Source organism: Ferroplasma acidiphilum (assembly GCF_002078355.1).
GTDB classification, from domain to species: Archaea; Thermoplasmatota; Thermoplasmata; order Thermoplasmatales; family Thermoplasmataceae; genus Ferroplasma; species Ferroplasma acidiphilum.
Genome location: NZ_CP015363.1, coordinates 922962 through 940518, shown reverse-complemented (window position 1 = coordinate 940518; position 17557 = coordinate 922962). Strand labels below are relative to the sequence as shown.

General features: G+C 31.6%; 18 protein-coding genes and 2 CRISPR repeat arrays (2 of these 20 only partly in view). Of the genes, 11 read left to right on the top strand and 7 right to left on the bottom strand.

The features are described from left to right. Positions 1–1423: a CRISPR direct-repeat array (repeat unit 31 nt; unit sequence GTTAGAAATATATCCTTAAAGGAATTGATAC) (it extends 650 nt beyond the left edge of the window). A 205-nt stretch (positions 1424–1628) separates the two neighbouring features. Both fad_RS04710 and fad_RS04705 read right to left on the bottom strand, forming a co-directional pair. Then, positions 1629–1943 (bottom strand): type II toxin-antitoxin system PemK/MazF family toxin, encoded by a 315-nt coding sequence (locus fad_RS04710; protein WP_081142230.1) that lies wholly within the window; start codon positions 1941–1943, stop codon positions 1629–1631. Next, the gene (locus fad_RS04705; RefSeq protein ID WP_081142228.1) at positions 1936–2157 is read right to left on the bottom strand and encodes a hypothetical protein; all 222 of its coding nucleotides are present in this window, start codon (positions 2155–2157) and stop codon (positions 1936–1938) included. Before fad_RS04705 ends, fad_RS04710 begins: the two co-directional genes overlap by 8 nt. A gap of 510 nt (positions 2158–2667) precedes the next feature. On the opposite strand from fad_RS04705, the gene fad_RS04700 reads away from it, so the two are divergent. After that, positions 2668–2964: a hypothetical protein gene (locus tag fad_RS04700; protein WP_081142226.1), complete on the top strand. Its 297-nt coding sequence runs from the start codon at positions 2668–2670 to the stop codon at positions 2962–2964. Positions 2965–3086: 122 nt separating this feature from the next. Here fad_RS04700 and fad_RS04695 read toward each other — a convergent pair whose 3' ends face one another. The 4 genes from fad_RS04695 to fad_RS09395 all read right to left on the bottom strand — a co-directional run bounded on the left by fad_RS04695 (position 3087) and on the right by fad_RS09395 (position 4728). Further along, the gene (locus tag fad_RS04695) at positions 3087–3758 is read right to left on the bottom strand and encodes a hypothetical protein (protein ID WP_155951126.1); all 672 of its coding nucleotides are present in this window, start codon (positions 3756–3758) and stop codon (positions 3087–3089) included. A gap of 249 nt (positions 3759–4007) precedes the next feature. Next, complete coding sequence (locus fad_RS09280) at positions 4008–4169, bottom strand: hypothetical protein (RefSeq protein ID WP_155951125.1); 162 nt, start codon at positions 4167–4169, stop codon at positions 4008–4010. Beyond that, entirely contained in the window at positions 4162–4329 is a 168-nt protein-coding gene (locus tag fad_RS09275; protein WP_155951124.1) for a hypothetical protein, read from the bottom strand. Before fad_RS09275 ends, fad_RS09280 begins: the two co-directional genes overlap by 8 nt. A 261-nt stretch (positions 4330–4590) precedes the next feature. Further along, on the bottom strand, positions 4591–4728 hold the full coding sequence (locus fad_RS09395; RefSeq protein ID WP_196795572.1) for a hypothetical protein: 138 nt from the start codon (positions 4726–4728) through the stop codon (positions 4591–4593). 294 nt (positions 4729–5022) lie between these two features. On the opposite strand from fad_RS09395, the gene fad_RS04690 reads away from it, so the two are divergent. Together fad_RS04690 and fad_RS04685 are read left to right on the top strand one after the other, a co-directional pair. Further along, positions 5023–6366: a hypothetical protein gene (locus fad_RS04690; RefSeq protein WP_081142222.1), complete on the top strand. Its 1344-nt coding sequence runs from the start codon at positions 5023–5025 to the stop codon at positions 6364–6366. Beyond that, positions 6344–6703, top strand: a complete 360-nt coding sequence (locus tag fad_RS04685; RefSeq protein WP_081142220.1) for a hypothetical protein — start codon at positions 6344–6346, stop codon at positions 6701–6703. Before fad_RS04690 ends, fad_RS04685 begins: the two co-directional genes overlap by 23 nt. A 120-nt stretch (positions 6704–6823) precedes the next feature. Here fad_RS04685 and fad_RS04680 read toward each other — a convergent pair whose 3' ends face one another. Beyond that, positions 6824–7561 carry a hypothetical protein gene (locus fad_RS04680; protein ID WP_081142218.1) on the bottom strand — a complete coding sequence of 246 codons (738 nt, stop codon included), beginning with the start codon at positions 7559–7561 and terminating at the stop codon, positions 6824–6826. Positions 7562–7597: 36 nt separating this feature from the next. On the opposite strand from fad_RS04680, the gene cas6 reads away from it, so the two are divergent. From cas6 to cas2, 8 genes are read left to right on the top strand one after another with little or no spacing between them, the layout of a single operon-like run. Continuing rightward, positions 7598–8317 carry a CRISPR-associated endoribonuclease Cas6 gene (gene cas6 / locus fad_RS04675; RefSeq protein WP_196795571.1) on the top strand — a complete coding sequence of 240 codons (720 nt, stop codon included), beginning with the start codon at positions 7598–7600 and terminating at the stop codon, positions 8315–8317. Further along, positions 8314–11034, top strand: a complete 2721-nt coding sequence (locus fad_RS04670) for a hypothetical protein (RefSeq protein WP_155951123.1) — start codon at positions 8314–8316, stop codon at positions 11032–11034. The genes cas6 and fad_RS04670 overlap by 4 nt, the downstream gene beginning before the upstream one ends. Position 11035: 1 nt before the next feature. After that, positions 11036–11995 carry a type I-D CRISPR-associated protein Cas7/Csc2 gene (cas7d, locus tag fad_RS04665; RefSeq protein ID WP_081142212.1) on the top strand — a complete coding sequence of 320 codons (960 nt, stop codon included), beginning with the start codon at positions 11036–11038 and terminating at the stop codon, positions 11993–11995. A 4-nt stretch (positions 11996–11999) separates the two neighbouring features. Further along, positions 12000–12659, top strand: coding sequence for a type I-D CRISPR-associated protein Cas5/Csc1 (gene cas5d, locus fad_RS04660; protein ID WP_081142210.1), 660 nt, complete (start codon positions 12000–12002; stop codon positions 12657–12659). After that, a complete protein-coding gene (locus tag fad_RS04655) occupies positions 12646–14487 on the top strand; it encodes a DEAD/DEAH box helicase (protein ID WP_081142209.1) in 1842 nt (613 codons plus the stop codon). The genes cas5d and fad_RS04655 overlap by 14 nt, the downstream gene beginning before the upstream one ends. Next, the gene (locus fad_RS04650; protein WP_155951122.1) at positions 14484–14996 is read left to right on the top strand and encodes a Dna2/Cas4 domain-containing protein; all 513 of its coding nucleotides are present in this window, start codon (positions 14484–14486) and stop codon (positions 14994–14996) included. Before fad_RS04655 ends, fad_RS04650 begins: the two co-directional genes overlap by 4 nt. Before the next feature lie 5 nt (positions 14997–15001). Continuing rightward, complete coding sequence (gene cas1b / locus fad_RS04645; protein WP_081142205.1) at positions 15002–15961, top strand: type I-B CRISPR-associated endonuclease Cas1b; 960 nt, start codon at positions 15002–15004, stop codon at positions 15959–15961. Beyond that, entirely contained in the window at positions 15962–16222 is a 261-nt protein-coding gene (gene cas2 / locus fad_RS04640) for a CRISPR-associated endonuclease Cas2 (protein WP_081142203.1), read from the top strand. It begins immediately after the preceding gene. A 104-nt stretch (positions 16223–16326) separates the two neighbouring features. Beyond that, positions 16327–17557: direct repeats of the CRISPR family, unit length 30 nt; unit sequence ATTAAAATCGAACCTTAATAGGATTGAAAG; it runs 7700 nt beyond the window's last position.

Genomic DNA, 17557 nt, shown 5'->3' with positions numbered 1-17557 from the left:
GAGTTTCTCACGGGGAATTCTATCAAGTTAGAAATATATCCTTAAAGGAATTGATACACAATTAATCCTACCCTTCCCGGTGGTGGAACAGGGAGTTAGAAATATATCCTTAAAGGAATTGATACTTATGGATATTGGCAAATCGATCGCACCTCCCGGTTGTTAGAAATATATCCTTAAAGGAATTGATACACAATGCCTAATAACCCTATTCTAAGCCTCGCAATGGGTTAGAAATATATCCTTAAAGGAATTGATACATACCCGGAAAATCCCCCAATTAAGAAAGTGAAAAGGTTAGAAATATATCCTTAAAGGAATTGATACCCACCACTTAGCGATTTTCCGCCAATCCGCTAAACGGTTAGAAATATATCCTTAAAGGAATTGATACGAAGTACCCCCGTTTGTTGTCCCGTTCTGTATAATTGTTAGAAATATATCCTTAAAGGAATTGATACGCTTCCAGGCAAGGACCAAGGGAGAAAGCCATATTGTTAGAAATATATCCTTAAAGGAATTGATACCTTATTTTGAGTTTTAAGGCATGTTAAATCATGTTGTTAGAAATATATCCTTAAAGGAATTGATACTTGATTTCCCAAACAGATTTTCATTTTCTTGCTTCAGTTAGAAATATATCCTTAAAGGAATTGATACTAAAATGAAAAAACGGGAATACATGCGAAAATATAGGTTAGAAATATATCCTTAAAGGAATTGATACATTAATATTGATACTAAGAACAGAAGTGCCGACATAGTTAGAAATATATCCTTAAAGGAATTGATACTCTTTTATACAATATTCTTTTATTAACTCTTTATGTGTTAGAAATATATCCTTAAAGGAATTGATACGCTATATCGGGATTGCTTGCTTGCGATATTGAACCTGGTTAGAAATATATCCTTAAAGGAATTGATACAATACATCCACAGTAAGCCCGTAAACTCCTGCGTTAGTTAGAAATATATCCTTAAAGGAATTGATACCAATGTTCCCTATCCATATATATTCTTCAAACACCAGTTAGAAATATATTCTTCAAACACCAGTTAGAAATATATCCTTAAAGGAATTGATACAAATAACCGGCAACACTGAACTGGAAATTACCAAAGAGTTAGAAATATATCCTTAAAGGAATTGATACTTTATTAGTAGGGTTGAAGTTTCTTCTTATATTTTGTTAGAAATATATCCTTAAAGGAATTGATACGTTGTTATATCCGGTATATTTGTATGATTTACAAAAGTTAGAAATATATCCTTAAAGGAATTGATACATCTGCGAACCGTCCAATACACCCATTAGGGTATCGTTAGAAATATATCCTTAAAGGAATTGATACATTAAATCATTTGTTTTTAATGTAGAACTATCAATAGTTAGAAATATATCCTTAAAGGAATTGACATTGCCCTTTTCGCTATGCCTGGCGAAATCTGATAACGTTCAAATATATCCTTCCCAGTTCCATAGAATTATTTTTGAAATATGTTACAATTTTAGCTCTTGCGCCTGAACACTATATCTCCTGATGGTATTTGTACAATAGGTAATGCACTTAATTATAGTTGGTAAATTTTATAAGTCAACGAAGATATTACAAATTAGTCTAGCCTACAAATCCAACGTATCCAATTTCTCCCTTAGCCCCTTCAAAACTAGCTGCCTTTTCTCTTTGCTAAGATGAAACACAGTTTTAAGGATGGCATCATTTGTTATGGTAAAAATATAGTTCAATTTTATTACACTATCTTGAGGAACACCTTCACTGGTAGAGAGATAGATTCCTTTCATTCGTAAGTTTGTAGTAATACCCGCAATAACTACATTGCCAAATTCTTCGAATAGAACAAGAGCCGGCCTGATTTTAGAGCCAGAACCATCTGCAAATTTTACCCTTGTGAGTATTACATCTCCCGATTCAGGCATGTTCCCAACCGCTGTAATCTCCTTCTTCCCATAGCTCTTTCATCTTTGATTCCTGGGCTTTCTGGACAAATGTATTAAGTTCGTGAGTCTCTCTGGCATCGTTTATTAGGTCTAGAATGATTTCATTGTATGTCTCGCGCGGGTACTTCTTGATTTCTTTAAGAGCATTCACCACAGACTTCTTTAATTGTATAGTAGTTATTTCATCTTCCATTGCATATCCCCTATATGTTAGTTATAGTATACTATAGTTTATAAATATTCTCTTATTACGGGGTGGAGGAAACTCTTCTAGAATCGACCCATATTAAAAAATTGCACCATGCGCTGGTGCAGAACACAGCATTATAAATCCTGTCAGTACGCGCCTTTACTATGTTCCTTCATGGTATTTCCCTATCAGCTGCGAATCATGATTTAGAATTGTCTCCTTTATTATACTGCTTCATGCATTTCACGGTATTCGATCACGCCTTGCTAACAGCTCATTATTAATGGTTGAATCGTCTTTTGCCATGAGAATTTAATCTATTTATATATAAATATTTGTATTTTTAGACTGGTTTATCAATAGTGATAAAATATTGCCCATGGTACGTAAGGGAAAAATTTAACTTTATTGATATTTAAAACTACAACGATTTCCTAGAAAATTAACTGGTAAGACATGTTGGAAGTCTGTAAGTATAAGAATATTTAAATAAAATCCAACGCTATATATTTTATGAATGACGCCACAAGGAAAAGAACAGTTATGGCATTAGTGACAGGAGCTGTACTATCCGCACCTATTTCTTATCTTCTGGCTCAAGGGAACAATTTTTTGGAATATTTTTTTATCGCCTATTTTGGAATTTGGATGATTACCTTTCTCTGGGTCTATGTAGTTTTATTCTATCGGAGAAAGTTTGAAAAGTATAAGATAAAATTTAGATTGTCCAGTAAACATTATAAATATATACCCTCAAAAAATATAATAACAGAATATCAGCCTGAAATTAAGTTAAATGAGAAAGAATAAAATATATAATAAGGAAAAATAAGAGATAATAGTCTACAGAACTAGCTTAGGAGGTGATAATAATAATGTATTTAAATTACATTTACAGAAAATAATGTACACTGTCCAAGAATTTTATACAACTATTTGATATACTCACAATTATTTTTAATGCTTTCGTCATAGATTAATTTTTTTAAGTCGTTTATAAGGCCCTCAGCTGTATCTAAAAACGGTTTAACATTACCATAAAATTTTTTTAACTCAGCACTCTTTTCCCGCTTTACATTCTCCGCAATTTTTTTTACCGGTTCTGTTATTTCCGAACTCCCAATATTTGAGTAAAGGTTGGGCCATTCATTTATGTTGGTGTTCATTACAAAATTGTAAACAGCTAATGCATGACGTTGTAAAGATTTTTGATTTTTGTCTATATATTCTGTAGGTGAGTTTATGGCCTTTATATTCGATTCGTCAAGTTGTTTGTATATATTTTCAATGATTGCGTTAGTTATTTCGGTTGATTCCACTCCTACAACTTTGATTTTTTCATTCCACTTATTTAAGTTCTCATAAAATTCTGGCCAGTGATTCTTAATATCATTATATAGTAGTTTGTCTACTCTAATAATTTCATATTCTTTTCCATCTTTATTTATTACAGATGTGTAACTGAAAATAGAGTAAGTTTCCCAAAATTTCCAATTCACACTGTAATTTCGACTTGTAAATGATTCAAATGGTTCTTCTTTACTTCCTATTTTTATATAAGGATAAACATTTAAAGATGCTTCTCTTATTGCATCTATTAACACTTCAAAATTTTGCTTATGTTTTAAATGATGATCAAATTTATGCTTGCTCTTATTCTGTAGATGAACTGACATCACTGCCGTTACAATACCTGTTACAATACCAAGTAATCCGACTATACTTTCAGTAATTATGTGTAATATAATAGTTATGCTAACCCACCTTCAAATTATTTCCAATATTAAGTTCTTTTTTTACTAAATTTTTATATTGATCTTCAGTCTTAATAATGTGGATATTCTATACAAATTTTAGTATTTTCTTCTTCTCTGGAAAAGTAAATGGTCCGATTGATACTGGAAATCGTATTTTATGGGATCACTGAGCAGTTCCTTGTTATACAGAATAGCTGTCCTATTAATCCCGAAAGTAATAATATCCCTGGGCTCCTCTCTTTTCGATTCGTTATTCATTATTAACCTCCATTACAAAATTATAGTGTTCAGGAACGGATATTACGACGGGACGCGAATTTTCCATACAAAACGCCCTCAATTTAAATATACCATTTTTCCTATTTTTTACATAACATTCTGTTGTAATTTCATCATATTCTGTAAGTTTTTCCATCATATCACCATGTATATACAAATTTATATTAACTATTCTTATGTATTTCTATTTTATGCATTCTTAATTCTAATTTTAACTCATTTTATTTATATACTATTTATATTTTAACCCTATCTGGTTAAATGATTCATTTTTTGTTGATTAACAACATTTTTCCTTTATGCTCCCTTATTATTTAGGCGGTATTGATAATTAAATTCAATATATTATACCAATATAAAAATGAAAAAATATTATAAATTTTACCAATGCTCTGTATGCCTATTTCCCTCTTGATTTGCGGTAAGCAGAGTTGTTAGGGTTCATCTGATTTGACTTATTGTCGCCTGCGGCCTTATTGTCTGAACTTGTTGGGTTATAGACATTTGACCTCTGGTCATTAGATTTCTTATCACCCATTTTTTCACCTCCAACTAATATATCTGTTATTAATAAATAAAGAAAGCGGACATTTTTTTCATTCTTCCTGGAACATTATGTTTCTATAAAAATCGCATGTTGCTATATTAGGACGGATAATAATTAAAAGTTTATAATCCCAATAAATACAAATATAGGATAGAATTCCCTAAATCTAGGATTAATACAGCAATAGAATTAAATATTGTTGATTAATATATTTATTATGTCAAACAGACACTCTGTGATTTTCACACTATGCCCAATTGTTTTTAATTTTTGTGAGGCACCAGGATGAAGGTAATTATTGACTGTGAAAGTTTAACAGATAGAGAATATACAAAATTATTCAATTCGCTCAAAAAATTGGACTTTGAATTACTGGACATAAATGGCAATTCACTGGATGAAAATTATAATATTATAAGGTCAGAAAATGGTGGAGAATATAGCCAATTAATAACACTTTTCAAAGAACACAGCGTAAACTATATAATAAGCAATAATCAAGATATGGTATTCAATTTTACAAATACAGAACTAAAAGATAATATTTTGACTTTGCTGGAAGCTTATAATTATTTATTGCCACAACTGGATAGTGATAACAATTTTAGTTTAAAGTCACCAAGTGTGGCTGATTTAGATATAAATGATAGAATATTTGATACATTAAAAGCTAATTATCCTGAATTTACTGAATGGTTCATGAGGAGGCAAATGGAAAAGAGACCATGTTCTGTATTTTATGATGCCAATCATAATATTGCCGCTTTAATGATATATAAATTAGAGAACGAGGAAATAAAACTGCAAAAGAATAATATTCCGAAAAGGAGACGATTAAAGATTTCAACATTTATAGTTACTATGAATGGTTATAAATTCGGAGAAGCTTTGATTAGAATTGCTGTCGAAGAATGCATAAAAGAGAATGTTAACTGTATGTACCTTACGCATTTTGTAGATGAAAACGATTCTTTAGTGTACTTAATTAAAGAATATGGATTTACAGGTGCCGGTTTAAATGATGGGGGTGAACACATATTTATCAAATCATTGAGGCCGGAGAGAGCAAACAATAACCAGATTACTGATTTTGTGAAGTTTAATATGAAGTATTTTCCATCATTTTATGATGGACCGAAGGTTAATAAATTTATAATACCAATTAAATGGACGTTTTACAAAAGATTATTCCAATCACCGATGGAAATATTGCAGGGTTATCCATTAAGTTCTATAAATTCTATAGAAAAAGCATACATTAGTCATTCCAATATTTCATCAATAAATGCGGGAGATATTCTTTTATTTTATATTTCACATAAAAAATCGTCCATCTTTGATCTTGGTATCGCAAAAATCATTCGCAGTGAAAATGACACACAAAAAATTTCCACTATTATAGGCAAGCGTAGTGTTTACACTGAACAGGAATTAAAAGATGATAGTGGTAAAAGGTTAATTATAAAGTTTAACCATATTTTTAAGTTGAAACATCCTGTAAAATATGAAAGATTATTTAAGGAAAACATTTTAAATGGGCCCCCACAATCAATACTTCAAATTGATGATGTCAAATATGAAAAAATTAAAAAAATAGGTGATATAGATGAAAGTTTTACTTTCAATTAAACCGGAATATGTTAACAAAATACTGATCGGAGAGAAAAAATATGAATTCAGAAGGAAGATATTCAAGAAAAATGTTAAACACGCATACATTTATTCTACCAGCCCTGTTCAGAGAATTACAGTGTCTTTTAAAATAGGTAAAATTATAGAAGATTCTCCAGAAACGCTATGGTCTGAATATAAAGAATATGCAGGTATATCTGAAGAAAGCTTTTTCAAATATTTTGAAAATTGTAGTACCGGATATGCTATAGAAATTAGCATGGCAAAAAAATTAAAGGATAAAAAATTAAAAAACAGGCCACCGCAGTCATATTATTATGTAGAAAAGCTATAAATTATGTGAGTTGGGTTAACTGAATCCTATGCATTATTGACAAACTTAATATCTTAATGTTTTTCATTATTTCGCATATATTAGTTAAAAAGTATGGTTTTATAATTAATATTTAATACATTATTTTCGGAAATCGGAAGACGAATATCCCAATTTGGAAAACTCATTTGAAAAAGAAATAGTAGACGGTTTATTTCCATCTGTTATAAGAACACCTGAATTACAGAGTTCACGTATATGAACTTGGATATTTCTCAATGTTGTTTTATATCCTTTTTGTTTCGATAAATACTCTTTAATGTCAATTGTTGTGTTATGACCAAGTTCTAATGCTGTGATAATTAATCTATCCATGTTATCTGTTTTAAAATTGAAAAATGAAAATGATTGCATATTTAAATTCCTAAAGATAGCTGATTGCAAGGTTTTGTTATGCCATGATTCTACGCTATAAGAGATCTGGTTATCAGATTCAAGAGCCCATAACATTGCAGCGGCAGAATACACTCCAGGGCCGGAACTGATATTGATTATGTAATTAGATTCGGCAGGCAAACGCTTGAGAGTTCTATAATAATATTTAATATCCCATAAATTGTCCGTTCTATTTTCTTTAATTTGTACGTCTTTACCATTCATTTTCACATATTCTTTTAATTTTTTCAGAATAATTTCATTCTGTGCATTTGACTGTTCACTGGGTAAAACTGGAAGTTTGGATGAAAATATATATATGATTGAAGGGTTTACTTTAATGTTGTCTCTAATAAAATTGAGTACGAGATATTCCCGGTACCCAATAAATGTTATTAAATTTATCTCACGATTAAGCGAAGAAATTCTTTCGTCTTGTTGCATACAAAGATTAATATATTAATGGATATTAACTTTATTATGAAGAGTACAAAATTGTATATTAAACGGGTAGATGGTAAAATTATTCCATTCGAGTATAATTATTTTATTGGTATCTCTATATATAAAAAACTCCTTAATTTTCAGGAAGATATCATTCCACTGCATAGGAGTTCACAGATTGGAATATATACATTTAGTAATATAATTTCTCCATTTATTCCCAGATCAGAATTATTTGCTGATAACGGTCTTAATATCGACAAAGGGTATATAATATTCAGAACATTAAATGAAAAACTAATAGATTACCTGCGTCTAGGAATTCTGCAGGACAATAAAATAAGAATAAAAGACACAGTATTTGAAGTATCTCGTATAGAGGATATTAAGCCCTATAATGGGGATGCAGACGAATTAAAATTTAAATCATTGTCTCCGATTCTAGTGAGAGATTATATTAGAAAAAAAATTTATGTAAACGATGAACAAAACGTAGCTCCAAATCTAAAATTGGTAATTGAAAATCAGTTAAGTAAATTTTTTGGTATAAATAGCTCAAGTGTAAATTTCTCAGATTTAACCCCCCGAAAGAAAAGTATTAGAATATCCAGTAATGGAAAAAAGGAAAGTATTTCTACCGGGTTTAATTTATCGGGCACAATTACAGCTCAACCAGACATCCTAAAATTATTGTATTACAAAGGTTTAGGTTCAAAAACATCACTTGGGCTCGGTTGCTGGGAGGTTGTAAAATGAAATCTAATAATATTAATGTAGAGAATATAATCAATTTTCAGAATCGTTTATTTACTGAAGCTATGGAGTGGGCTACAAATTCAATATTTTCGCCTTTGTGGATGGATCCTGATTTTATGAAATGTGCAAAAGGTGGGAACGAAAAGGACTCCTATGCCAATAAAAGCGATATGTTCTATTTAATTCATATATTTTCCGGTACAGCAATGGCTCTCAAAGTATTTGACTACAAATACTTAAATAAAAATCCCGAAGAGGAGATAGAAAATATTACCAAGAAGCTAAAACGATCAATTTTTGGATATCTCTTCCATGATTTTAATAAGTTATCTAATTATGAGGAAAACAAATATATGCGAGACAAATCAGAACTTGATACACAATTGGAAAAGTTCTCTTCTATAATGGCAGAATTGGAATTATCAAAAGATGATGTTTATTTCATAGCGTTCGCAACTGAGAAAGGAACACAGTATATTTCTAATTCTATTGACGTGAGTCTGGAACATAATCTTCAATTTGAGAGCAGTTTTTCTAGATTGGCGGATACTCTATCAAGCATATTTTCCGATAATAACGATAATATAAAAGATATATATTTTAACAATGCGCCATGTATTCCAAAATCTAGAATTCAGAAAATCAACATTACAAATACAACATTTATAACCACTTCATCGTTTTTGAAGAAAATAATAATACAAAATATAGAAAAAAATAACGGGTTTTATTTATGGAGCACTTTGAATTCGATATACTATGTGAGAGATACTGCAATTTCGTTGGATGTTAAAATTCTAGCTAATGAACTAACAAGGGAAATTGGCATCAAGGCTCACCTGGAAAACGGAATAACATTAACAGATAGGAAAATAGATATATCCAGCTCCAACATAGGTTCAATTAATAAAGAAATACTTTTAAAATTCGTAGCCGACGGCACAAAATTTAAACAGGTACTGCATCTCGAAAATATTCCATTACGGGATGAAATGCGGCATAACGCTGAAATATACTCTGACCACATAGCTAATCTTGAGTCTTTTTCAATAAATTTTCACAAAGATATGCCGGAGAACAAGAAGCGCACTCCCAGAAGTGTGAGGGAATACGTTGAAGCTGAAACATACTATGACAGTAATTCGATAGATATGGAAGAATCCGGTAAAATACAGGAGCGCCTGCATGCATTTTATATCAGGTATGTCCAGCTCAAAACAACACTTAAATCTGAACAGGCATACATGATAAGGAACAAACTGGATGATATTCTGGATGACAATATTTCTATACTGGAAAATTTTCTCCCGAAAAATAATAAATCTAAATCTGCATTTTTGATCCCACTGCTACTAGCCGGTAAAGAAAATAATAAAATAAACTGGGACAATATTGAAAGTGATATTTTAACAGATATAAATGCAGGTTCAAAAAGTGAAAATAACGAAGAAATAGTATCGGAAATAATTAATATAATCCTCAATGTAAACAATATTAACCTACCTGCAGTGCCAGATAAAATATCCATGTCCATGATTAGCGGCTATCCGGCAAAGACTGCCGCGCATATTGAAAATTTATTTGGATTAGGAACAAACTCGTTTAATAACAGACTACCAACGTCCGGGATATCAAATGGAAAAATCGATCCATACACAATATATGAATTTTCCCTCAGGCATGTACTGGCACCTAAAGTTGGGGCAAAATATTCATCGGCTATATTATTTCTGTCATTTCCAGGTGCTATACCATTTATGAATATGGATAAGTTCTTGAAGTTATCTTCGAATGTGGAATCAGACTTAAAGGTAAATAACATTGTACTTACGCTTGATGATGCGAATGCCAAACTGGATAATTTTCTTTTTGATTCTACCTACTATATATATCTCAACGACCCTAAAAAAGATAGTGATATTTTAAGATATCTCGTAAATGTTATTGAGATAGCATTGAGGTCCAAGTTGCATGCATTATTATCTTTTTCTAACAACATATTTTATAACTCCTGGAATGAGACTATACTTGTAGAACTGGAAAGTTCACTATTGAATGGTATGAGATGGAATAAAATTAGATGTAATAATATTTCTCTGATTAAAAAGGAGATATATTTCTTTTTGAATGCAGCTAGAAAGAATAATAAATTTGATTATGACAATGCCTCTGTGATAATAAAGGATTATTTGAGGGACAATTTCTCGCTTTCTTATTATGTTCATGGCCAATTTTTTAATGGGTATCATAATATATTATCTGGAAAAGATAAGATAGACTTGATGAGAAAATTGGTTTATGGAAACAAAGGTGATAAAATGGAAAAAATAGAAAAATTAGGTGAAACAGCAGCCGAATTGCGTAGATTACCTCGTAAAAGCAGTGGCAGCGAAAGAGGATGGATGGTAAGAGATAGCCTGGAAGTTATGGAGAAAATGAAAGCGGAAACAAAAATTAATGAGCTCTCAGACTTGAAAGATTTTGTTTCCGGTTATATGTCTAAAAACCTGGAAAGATTATTGAAACGGGATAGACCAGATCTTGATCTAAAACCTCACAGTGAAAATATATTACAGTTTACGGATCTGCTATTTTCTCTTATAAATGAGGAATTTAAGGGGAAAATCCCTGCTGGTATTACCAGAAGCTATCTTGTAGATGCTTTTGAGATCGAGTATGAACTTGCCTCAGATATGAAACGAAATAAGAGTGATTAAAATGAATGGAAAAATGGATGGAAAAATGAACGAAATAATAAAAAAAGGATTGCTTGTTAAAACAGAAAATTTGGATCTTAAAAAGAACCATGGAATATATATTAAAATAGGTATAGTTTCTGAAACTACCGGATTTTTGATATCCAGAAACAATGAGGCAACGGAGCTTACCAGTGAAAATATATACGGTGATGAAAGATGTCTAGTACCTGCCCAGAAATGGAGAGCTGCGGAAAGGAGCTATTTGCTTTCTGAATTAAGGAAGGTTAATGGAATAATCCCGCCAGAGTACTCAAGAAATATGAATAAGTCAAAGGCTCCATTAAAAAATCCTACCAGTTTGTTATTTGGCGATTCATCAATAGGTTCAGGGGACAATATGGGTTCAATAGCATCCAGAAGTTTCTACGATTGGGCTTACAGCTTTGAACCAAGTGGAGAAATCTCTACCAGACTTACCCACAATACATTATCAGAAGATGGAACCATACTACATAATTCAAATGGAAAAACTGAATCTAACGCAATATATAGTATACCGTATATAAAACCAGGGGTGAAATTTATCAGATTTATTTCCCTGGAAAATTGTTCATTGGAACTATTGCAATTACAACTAATCGCAATACTTGGAACTACACGATACGGTGCTCGAACCGCAATTCTTGGTGATAACGTGGCAAATCATATTATCTCAATTGGATTTTCGAAGGGAGAAAAGCCAATTTCTTCCTATTCAATTTTATCGAAGGATTGGGAGACTTCTGAATATAATCCAGAAAATGATGTATTGCAATCTATGAAAGAATCCTACGGTGAAGATAATATATTAGCAGGAGATGAACTCACTTCCTTTTTGAAGGATACGTGGGATATAAAATCCAGCAGTGAATCTCTTATTGCTCTTTGTGAGACACTTAATGTCAAAATGGAAAATGACTGGCAGGAATTCTGGAAGTGATTAAATGAAAATATTGCCACTTAAAATGACTGCATTATCGCCAATTCAATATTTCTATTCCGCCGCAGCCGGTGGTATGCGTAGTTCCAACTTTATTGGTGATATTGCATTAAAATATGCATTTTTAAGGCAAATGGGACTCTTTAAACTTCCTGAACCAGGGAAGAGCAAACCCACATATGAAGAGTTGCTGGATTTCCAATTCTGGTTAACTGTAGGAGTACCTGCGAAACTGGCATTTGGGACGGGAGATAATACCATATATATGAAAAATATGATAAGGAATACCATGCAGGGGGCGGATTACAATGGTTCCAATGTACACCCAAACTTTAAGACAGGTCAATTGATGTACAAAAATTTCTTTTTCGTCCAGCCATTAAAACCCGGAAATATATTTTATTCTTTCCTGGTATATGATGAGAAACATTTCGATTCCTCCAAATTGCCTGAACTTATTAGAGTTGGAAACAACAAAACTGGTATATTGAAAGTAGATAAATGCGATAAAAACTTTAAGGGTGTTATAAATGCATATACAATACAAAATATTCTTGGCAAGACGTTAAAAATAAATAAAAATGAATATGTATCGCATTTAATTTTACAGTATTTTCTTATGGGTTATTATTCAATGGAGGAAATTTTAGATGTCTACCATTGACATAATTTTCTCTATCAATGAATCATATTTATCATCCAGTGGTACTTTACATCCATTTCAGGAAAGAATGAAAGAATTCGCTGATTATTCAAATAAAAAGAGGGTAGCGTTATTATCTGCTCCCACCGGTTCTGGTAAAACATTCGGTTTTAAAAATATGGTGGTGGATGGGTTTATTATGATCCTGCTGCCTAATAATCTTCTATCTGAAGACGTATATCAGGATTTTAATAATGTGCCGATAGGAGTTTCATTATTAAATGCAAAATCAGTAAACCAGCTACTAGATAAACATAAAAAAGAAGGTTTTCAGGATATAACCAAAGACAAGGTGATTGAAGAACTCCTATCGGGAAGCAAAATATGCATTTCTAATCCAGAATTTTTTTATTACCTAATATTAAATAAGTACAAATATTACAAACTCAACGATTCATTGACAGATTTACTAAAGGATGGCTTGCGGTTAATTATTGTAGATGAGGTTCACGTTTATTCAAGGGATCAGATCAATATAATTCTAGCAATTTTAAAGCTTATTAATAATAATATAAAAATTATGTTCTCAAGTGCCACTATTCCGAACTATTTTAAAAATTTGGTAGGATTGCTGTTTGATGAAAAAAATGTGCTGGAAATAAGCGCGGAGCGTGAATATAAGAAATCTCCTGACAATAGTATTTTACAGGGCCAATTGAATGTAACTATTCCAGCAATTTATAATATCACAGATTTTATTAAGGACAGGATCGGGTTACTAAAAAATGGCTACTGGTTCATAATAGCTGATTCAATTAGAAACATCCAGAGTATATACAATGTTTTGGCCGCTTCTTCAATAAATAAAGACGAAATAGGTATGATAAGTGCTTATCACGATTCGGGGTATCTTTTATACAAAGAAATATTCAAAAACAGGAAATTGAGGATAATTATAGGTTCAAACATAATAGAACAGGGAGTTAATCCGCCACGGTATTTTAATAATTATGTGATAGAACCTGGCATTGACATCAAAAATTTTATTCAAAGAGTGGGCAGGATAGGAAGAAATTCCACTGATAGCAGCAATCTGTATATTATTTTTAAAAATCCTATAGGTAACGTTAACGATATAGGTAAAATAAATACTATTGATGATTTATTTGATTTCGCAGCTAAGAAGCTTCCACCAAAAAATTTAAAGTATTCAGCAAGGTACATAGGGGTATATGCTTCTCTTATTTCTCAATATTTTTCCTATAAGCTTCAAATAGTTATAAACGACAATATAAATAAAGATAGGGATGGTGCTGGATTCTTTTCCCAATATTATAGAACGAGAAACACTCTTGAGTTTATTAAAAAAATGCAAAGTGATACGAAATTGTATTATAATGCCATAAGGGAAGTCCCTGAAATAAAGAAAATTATTTCATGGTGGGAACAGTACTACACATCCATTACAAGTTTTATTCCTGATACTAGAAAAGTCGAGGGATTTGATATTGAGGAAAAAGTAAAATTTCAATATGACTATATATGGGCCAGAAAAAATAAAATTATCATAAATGAAAATAATGGTGTTATACTGGTGAAGGGATTTAATGATAGACCTGATTATGATTTTAATGTATCTGTATCAGGTCTTCCGTTTTATTCCCAGTCTGTTCCATTCCGGGATGTTTCACCATATAAAGCTAGAGGATATATTATAGATAAAATGCGCCAGTGCATCGGAGATACCACTTCTGATATAGCGGAATATCAATCGTTTATAGAATCATTGAAAGATATTATTATGGCTACAGCAGATTATGAGAGATTATCAATGGAGGTGGAAGATTGAATGTTGACATACTTAATATAAAAGGCACGGACATAAATTATTATTTTATCTGCAGGCGAAGGGCGTGGATGTCATTAAAAAATTTTTATATTATTGATAAAAATCAGTTTGTAGCACACGGCGACTACTTAAGCAAGAAAAAACGTAGGTACGGATTCACAAATATAAAACTCGGTAGAAATGTTCTAGATAATCTGGAAATTACTCCTAATGACAATTATATAGTTCACGAGTTTAAAAGAGGAAAGAAAGTTTTGCCAGGAGACATTTTTCAGGTTTTGCATTATATGAACATTTTAAGAACAAAAGGATATACCGTAGAAAACGGCGAAATCCACACACTTGGTTCAAAAGACATTAAGATAATAAAATTAGATGAGGATGCAATAAACGAACTAAATACAGTGTACACAGAATTAGAAAAACTACGCAATGAAATAATTCCAGACCCGATTAGGAATTATTATTGCAATCACGGGTGTAGCTATAGTTCTTTCTGCTGGGGGTAATATAAATGGGTGATACATATTATTTAATAAATTCCGGATCATTGTTTAAATTGGGCGATTCTGTAAGATTCTCCAACAAAAATCAAAATATAGACATTCCAATAGAGACTATAGATGAAATCTTAATATTTGGCAATATTAGCTTTACTACCCCCGTACTTAAATTATTATCGGACAAAAAAATCCCGGTATTCTTATATTCCCAGCATGGTTGGTATATATCAAGTATATATCCTGAAAATTTTCTTCAAAGCGGTTTTGTCCTGTCACACCAGGCTGAGTTTTATAACAATCCGGAACTAAGAATAGAATTAGCAAAAAAATTCGTTTTAGGAGCAGGAAAAAATATGAAAAGGTTACTTCAAAGACTCAAAATAGGCCAGATAAAATTACCATTACAGGAAATAGAAAATTCTCGCACTATTCAGGAATTGATGGGAGTTGAGGGAAATATACACATAAAGTATCTGGAACTACTCGATACAAAACTTCCGGATGATTTTAAAATAGATTCAAGAACAAGGCAACCGCCAAGGAACTATATTAATTCTATGATGAGTTATCTATACTCTGTTCTCTATGGTATCGTAGGGGCGCAAATATTTAGTACCCATTTATCTCCGGAGATAAGCTTCCTTCATGAGCCAGGAGAACGTAGAAGTAGCCTTTCACTGGATGTTGCGGAAATATTCAGACCAGTACTCTGTGACCGGGTTATTTTAAAATTAATTAACCTCAAAATAATGAAAAAAACAGATTTTATCGATGATAATGGGATATTTTTAAATGAATATGGAAAAAAGAAGGTCCTGGAAGAATTTGAAAATAAATTAAGGGAAACGGTGTATTCGGCGAGTTTAAGAAGGAAAGTTTCTTATAGGTTTTTAATCCGCATTGAACTATACAAAATTGAAAAGCACATTATGGAAAATAAAACTTATAAGCCATACATTATGAGGGATTAAATGTGGATTGTTTTAACATATGATATCAATGAAAAACGGGTAAATTCAATTAGAAAAATATGCGCTCTCTATTTAATACGTGTTCAAAATTCTGTATTTCTGGGCGAAATAGGATGGGCAAATCTTAGAATATTAAGGGATAAATTAAAAGATAAAATTATAGAGTCTGAGGACTCTATTCAGTTTTTTATTTTGAGAGACGAAAAACTTGTAAGGAGAATTAAGCTCGGAGTATCCTACGAATTTTCTAATATAATCTAATTTGTGTCAATCCTTTATATACCTTATGTCAAATATCCGATTTCTACATTTTTGATAAAAAGAAATACTTATAAACATTGTAAAATTAAGGATATTAGGAACGGATTAAAATCGAACCTTAATAGGATTGAAAGTAGGGAGAAAACTGATATCATAGCAGATTTTTATATTGCATTAAAATCGAACCTTAATAGGATTGAAAGTTCTACTTCAGGGCCAACCACCTTTGAGGTGAAATTATCATTAAAATCGAACCTTAATAGGATTGAAAGTTTTATATCCATTCCCTGGATGTTCTGGCCATTTGATTAAAATCGAACCTTAATAGGATTGAAAGTCATTGCTGATTTACATGCCGCTTCTGTACTTCTAATTAAAATCGAACCTTAATAGGATTGAAAGAACAATCAATTGCCGATGCTGAACCACTGGTTATCTGATTAAAATCGAACCTTAATAGGATTGAAAGGTTCCTCCTGAAATTGTTGCATTGAAGACATCTGATTAAAATCGAACCTTAATAGGATTGAAAGTTATATGGGCCTGTACCGCCTGATATTTCTGCTGTATTAAAATCGAACCTTAATAGGATTGAAAGTACTGGTATGGAACACCGACTGTATCCGAGGACTTCAAAATTAAAATCGAACCTTAATAGGATTGAAAGGTTATTACCCAGGGGGTTGTCGCCCCTGCAATCATCAATTAAAATCGAACCTTAATAGGATTGAAAGGAGTTTATCTCAGAGATTACAAGGGTCTGTGATGAATTAAAATCGAACCTTAATAGGATTGAAAGCCTCTACGCTTTCGGCTGTTGTCGGTTTCATTATATCATTAAAATCGAACCTTAATAGGATTGAAAGCATTTTTCCGTTATAGTCCTTTTTAAAAAGAATTATTAATTAAAATCGAACCTTAATAGGATTGAAAGCAGATTGCAAATGTACCCACAGAGTAGAGTAATTACTCATTAAAATCGAACCTTAATAGGATTGAAAGTTTTTAAGACTTTAAGACAATATTAATATTATTACTTATTAAAATCGAACCTTAATAGGATTGAAAGCTTCGTGAAATGCGGCTTTCCGGTCGGCTTATTGCGATTAAAATCGAACCTTAATAGGATTGAAAGAAGAAATTTATCAAAAAAGACCATGATAAATTATAATTAAAATCGAACCTTAATAGGATTGAAAGAGTTTTACACGAATTGCCCGATATGCCATTATATGGATTAAAATCGAACCTTAATAGGATTGAAAGTCAACATCCGACAACACTGCAGTACTCGCACCTGAATTAAAATCGAACCTTAATAGGATTGAAAGGTCC

Coding starts and splice junctions, on each gene's coding strand:
- fad_RS04710 (WP_081142230.1), bottom strand. CDS start 1,943: ATGCCTGAATCGGGAGATGTAATACTCACAAGGGTAAAATTTGCAGAT.
- fad_RS04705 (WP_081142228.1), bottom strand. CDS start 2,157: ATGGAAGATGAAATAACTACTATACAATTAAAGAAGTCTGTGGTGAAT.
- fad_RS04700 (WP_081142226.1), top strand. CDS start 2,668: ATGAATGACGCCACAAGGAAAAGAACAGTTATGGCATTAGTGACAGGA.
- fad_RS09280 (WP_155951125.1), bottom strand. CDS start 4,169: ATGAATAACGAATCGAAAAGAGAGGAGCCCAGGGATATTATTACTTTC.
- fad_RS09275 (WP_155951124.1), bottom strand. CDS start 4,329: ATGATGGAAAAACTTACAGAATATGATGAAATTACAACAGAATGTTAT.
- fad_RS09395 (WP_196795572.1), bottom strand. CDS start 4,728: ATGGGTGATAAGAAATCTAATGACCAGAGGTCAAATGTCTATAACCCA.
- fad_RS04690 (WP_081142222.1), top strand. CDS start 5,023: ATGAAGGTAATTATTGACTGTGAAAGTTTAACAGATAGAGAATATACA.
- fad_RS04685 (WP_081142220.1), top strand. CDS start 6,344: ATGAAAGTTTTACTTTCAATTAAACCGGAATATGTTAACAAAATACTG.
- fad_RS04680 (WP_081142218.1), bottom strand. CDS start 7,561: ATGCAACAAGACGAAAGAATTTCTTCGCTTAATCGTGAGATAAATTTA.
- cas6 (WP_196795571.1), top strand. CDS start 7,598: ATGAAGAGTACAAAATTGTATATTAAACGGGTAGATGGTAAAATTATT.
- fad_RS04670 (WP_155951123.1), top strand. CDS start 8,314: ATGAAATCTAATAATATTAATGTAGAGAATATAATCAATTTTCAGAAT.
- cas7d (WP_081142212.1), top strand. CDS start 11,036: ATGAATGGAAAAATGGATGGAAAAATGAACGAAATAATAAAAAAAGGA.
- cas5d (WP_081142210.1), top strand. CDS start 12,000: ATGAAAATATTGCCACTTAAAATGACTGCATTATCGCCAATTCAATAT.
- fad_RS04655 (WP_081142209.1), top strand. CDS start 12,646: ATGTCTACCATTGACATAATTTTCTCTATCAATGAATCATATTTATCA.
- cas1b (WP_081142205.1), top strand. CDS start 15,002: ATGGGTGATACATATTATTTAATAAATTCCGGATCATTGTTTAAATTG.
- cas2 (WP_081142203.1), top strand. CDS start 15,962: ATGTGGATTGTTTTAACATATGATATCAATGAAAAACGGGTAAATTCA.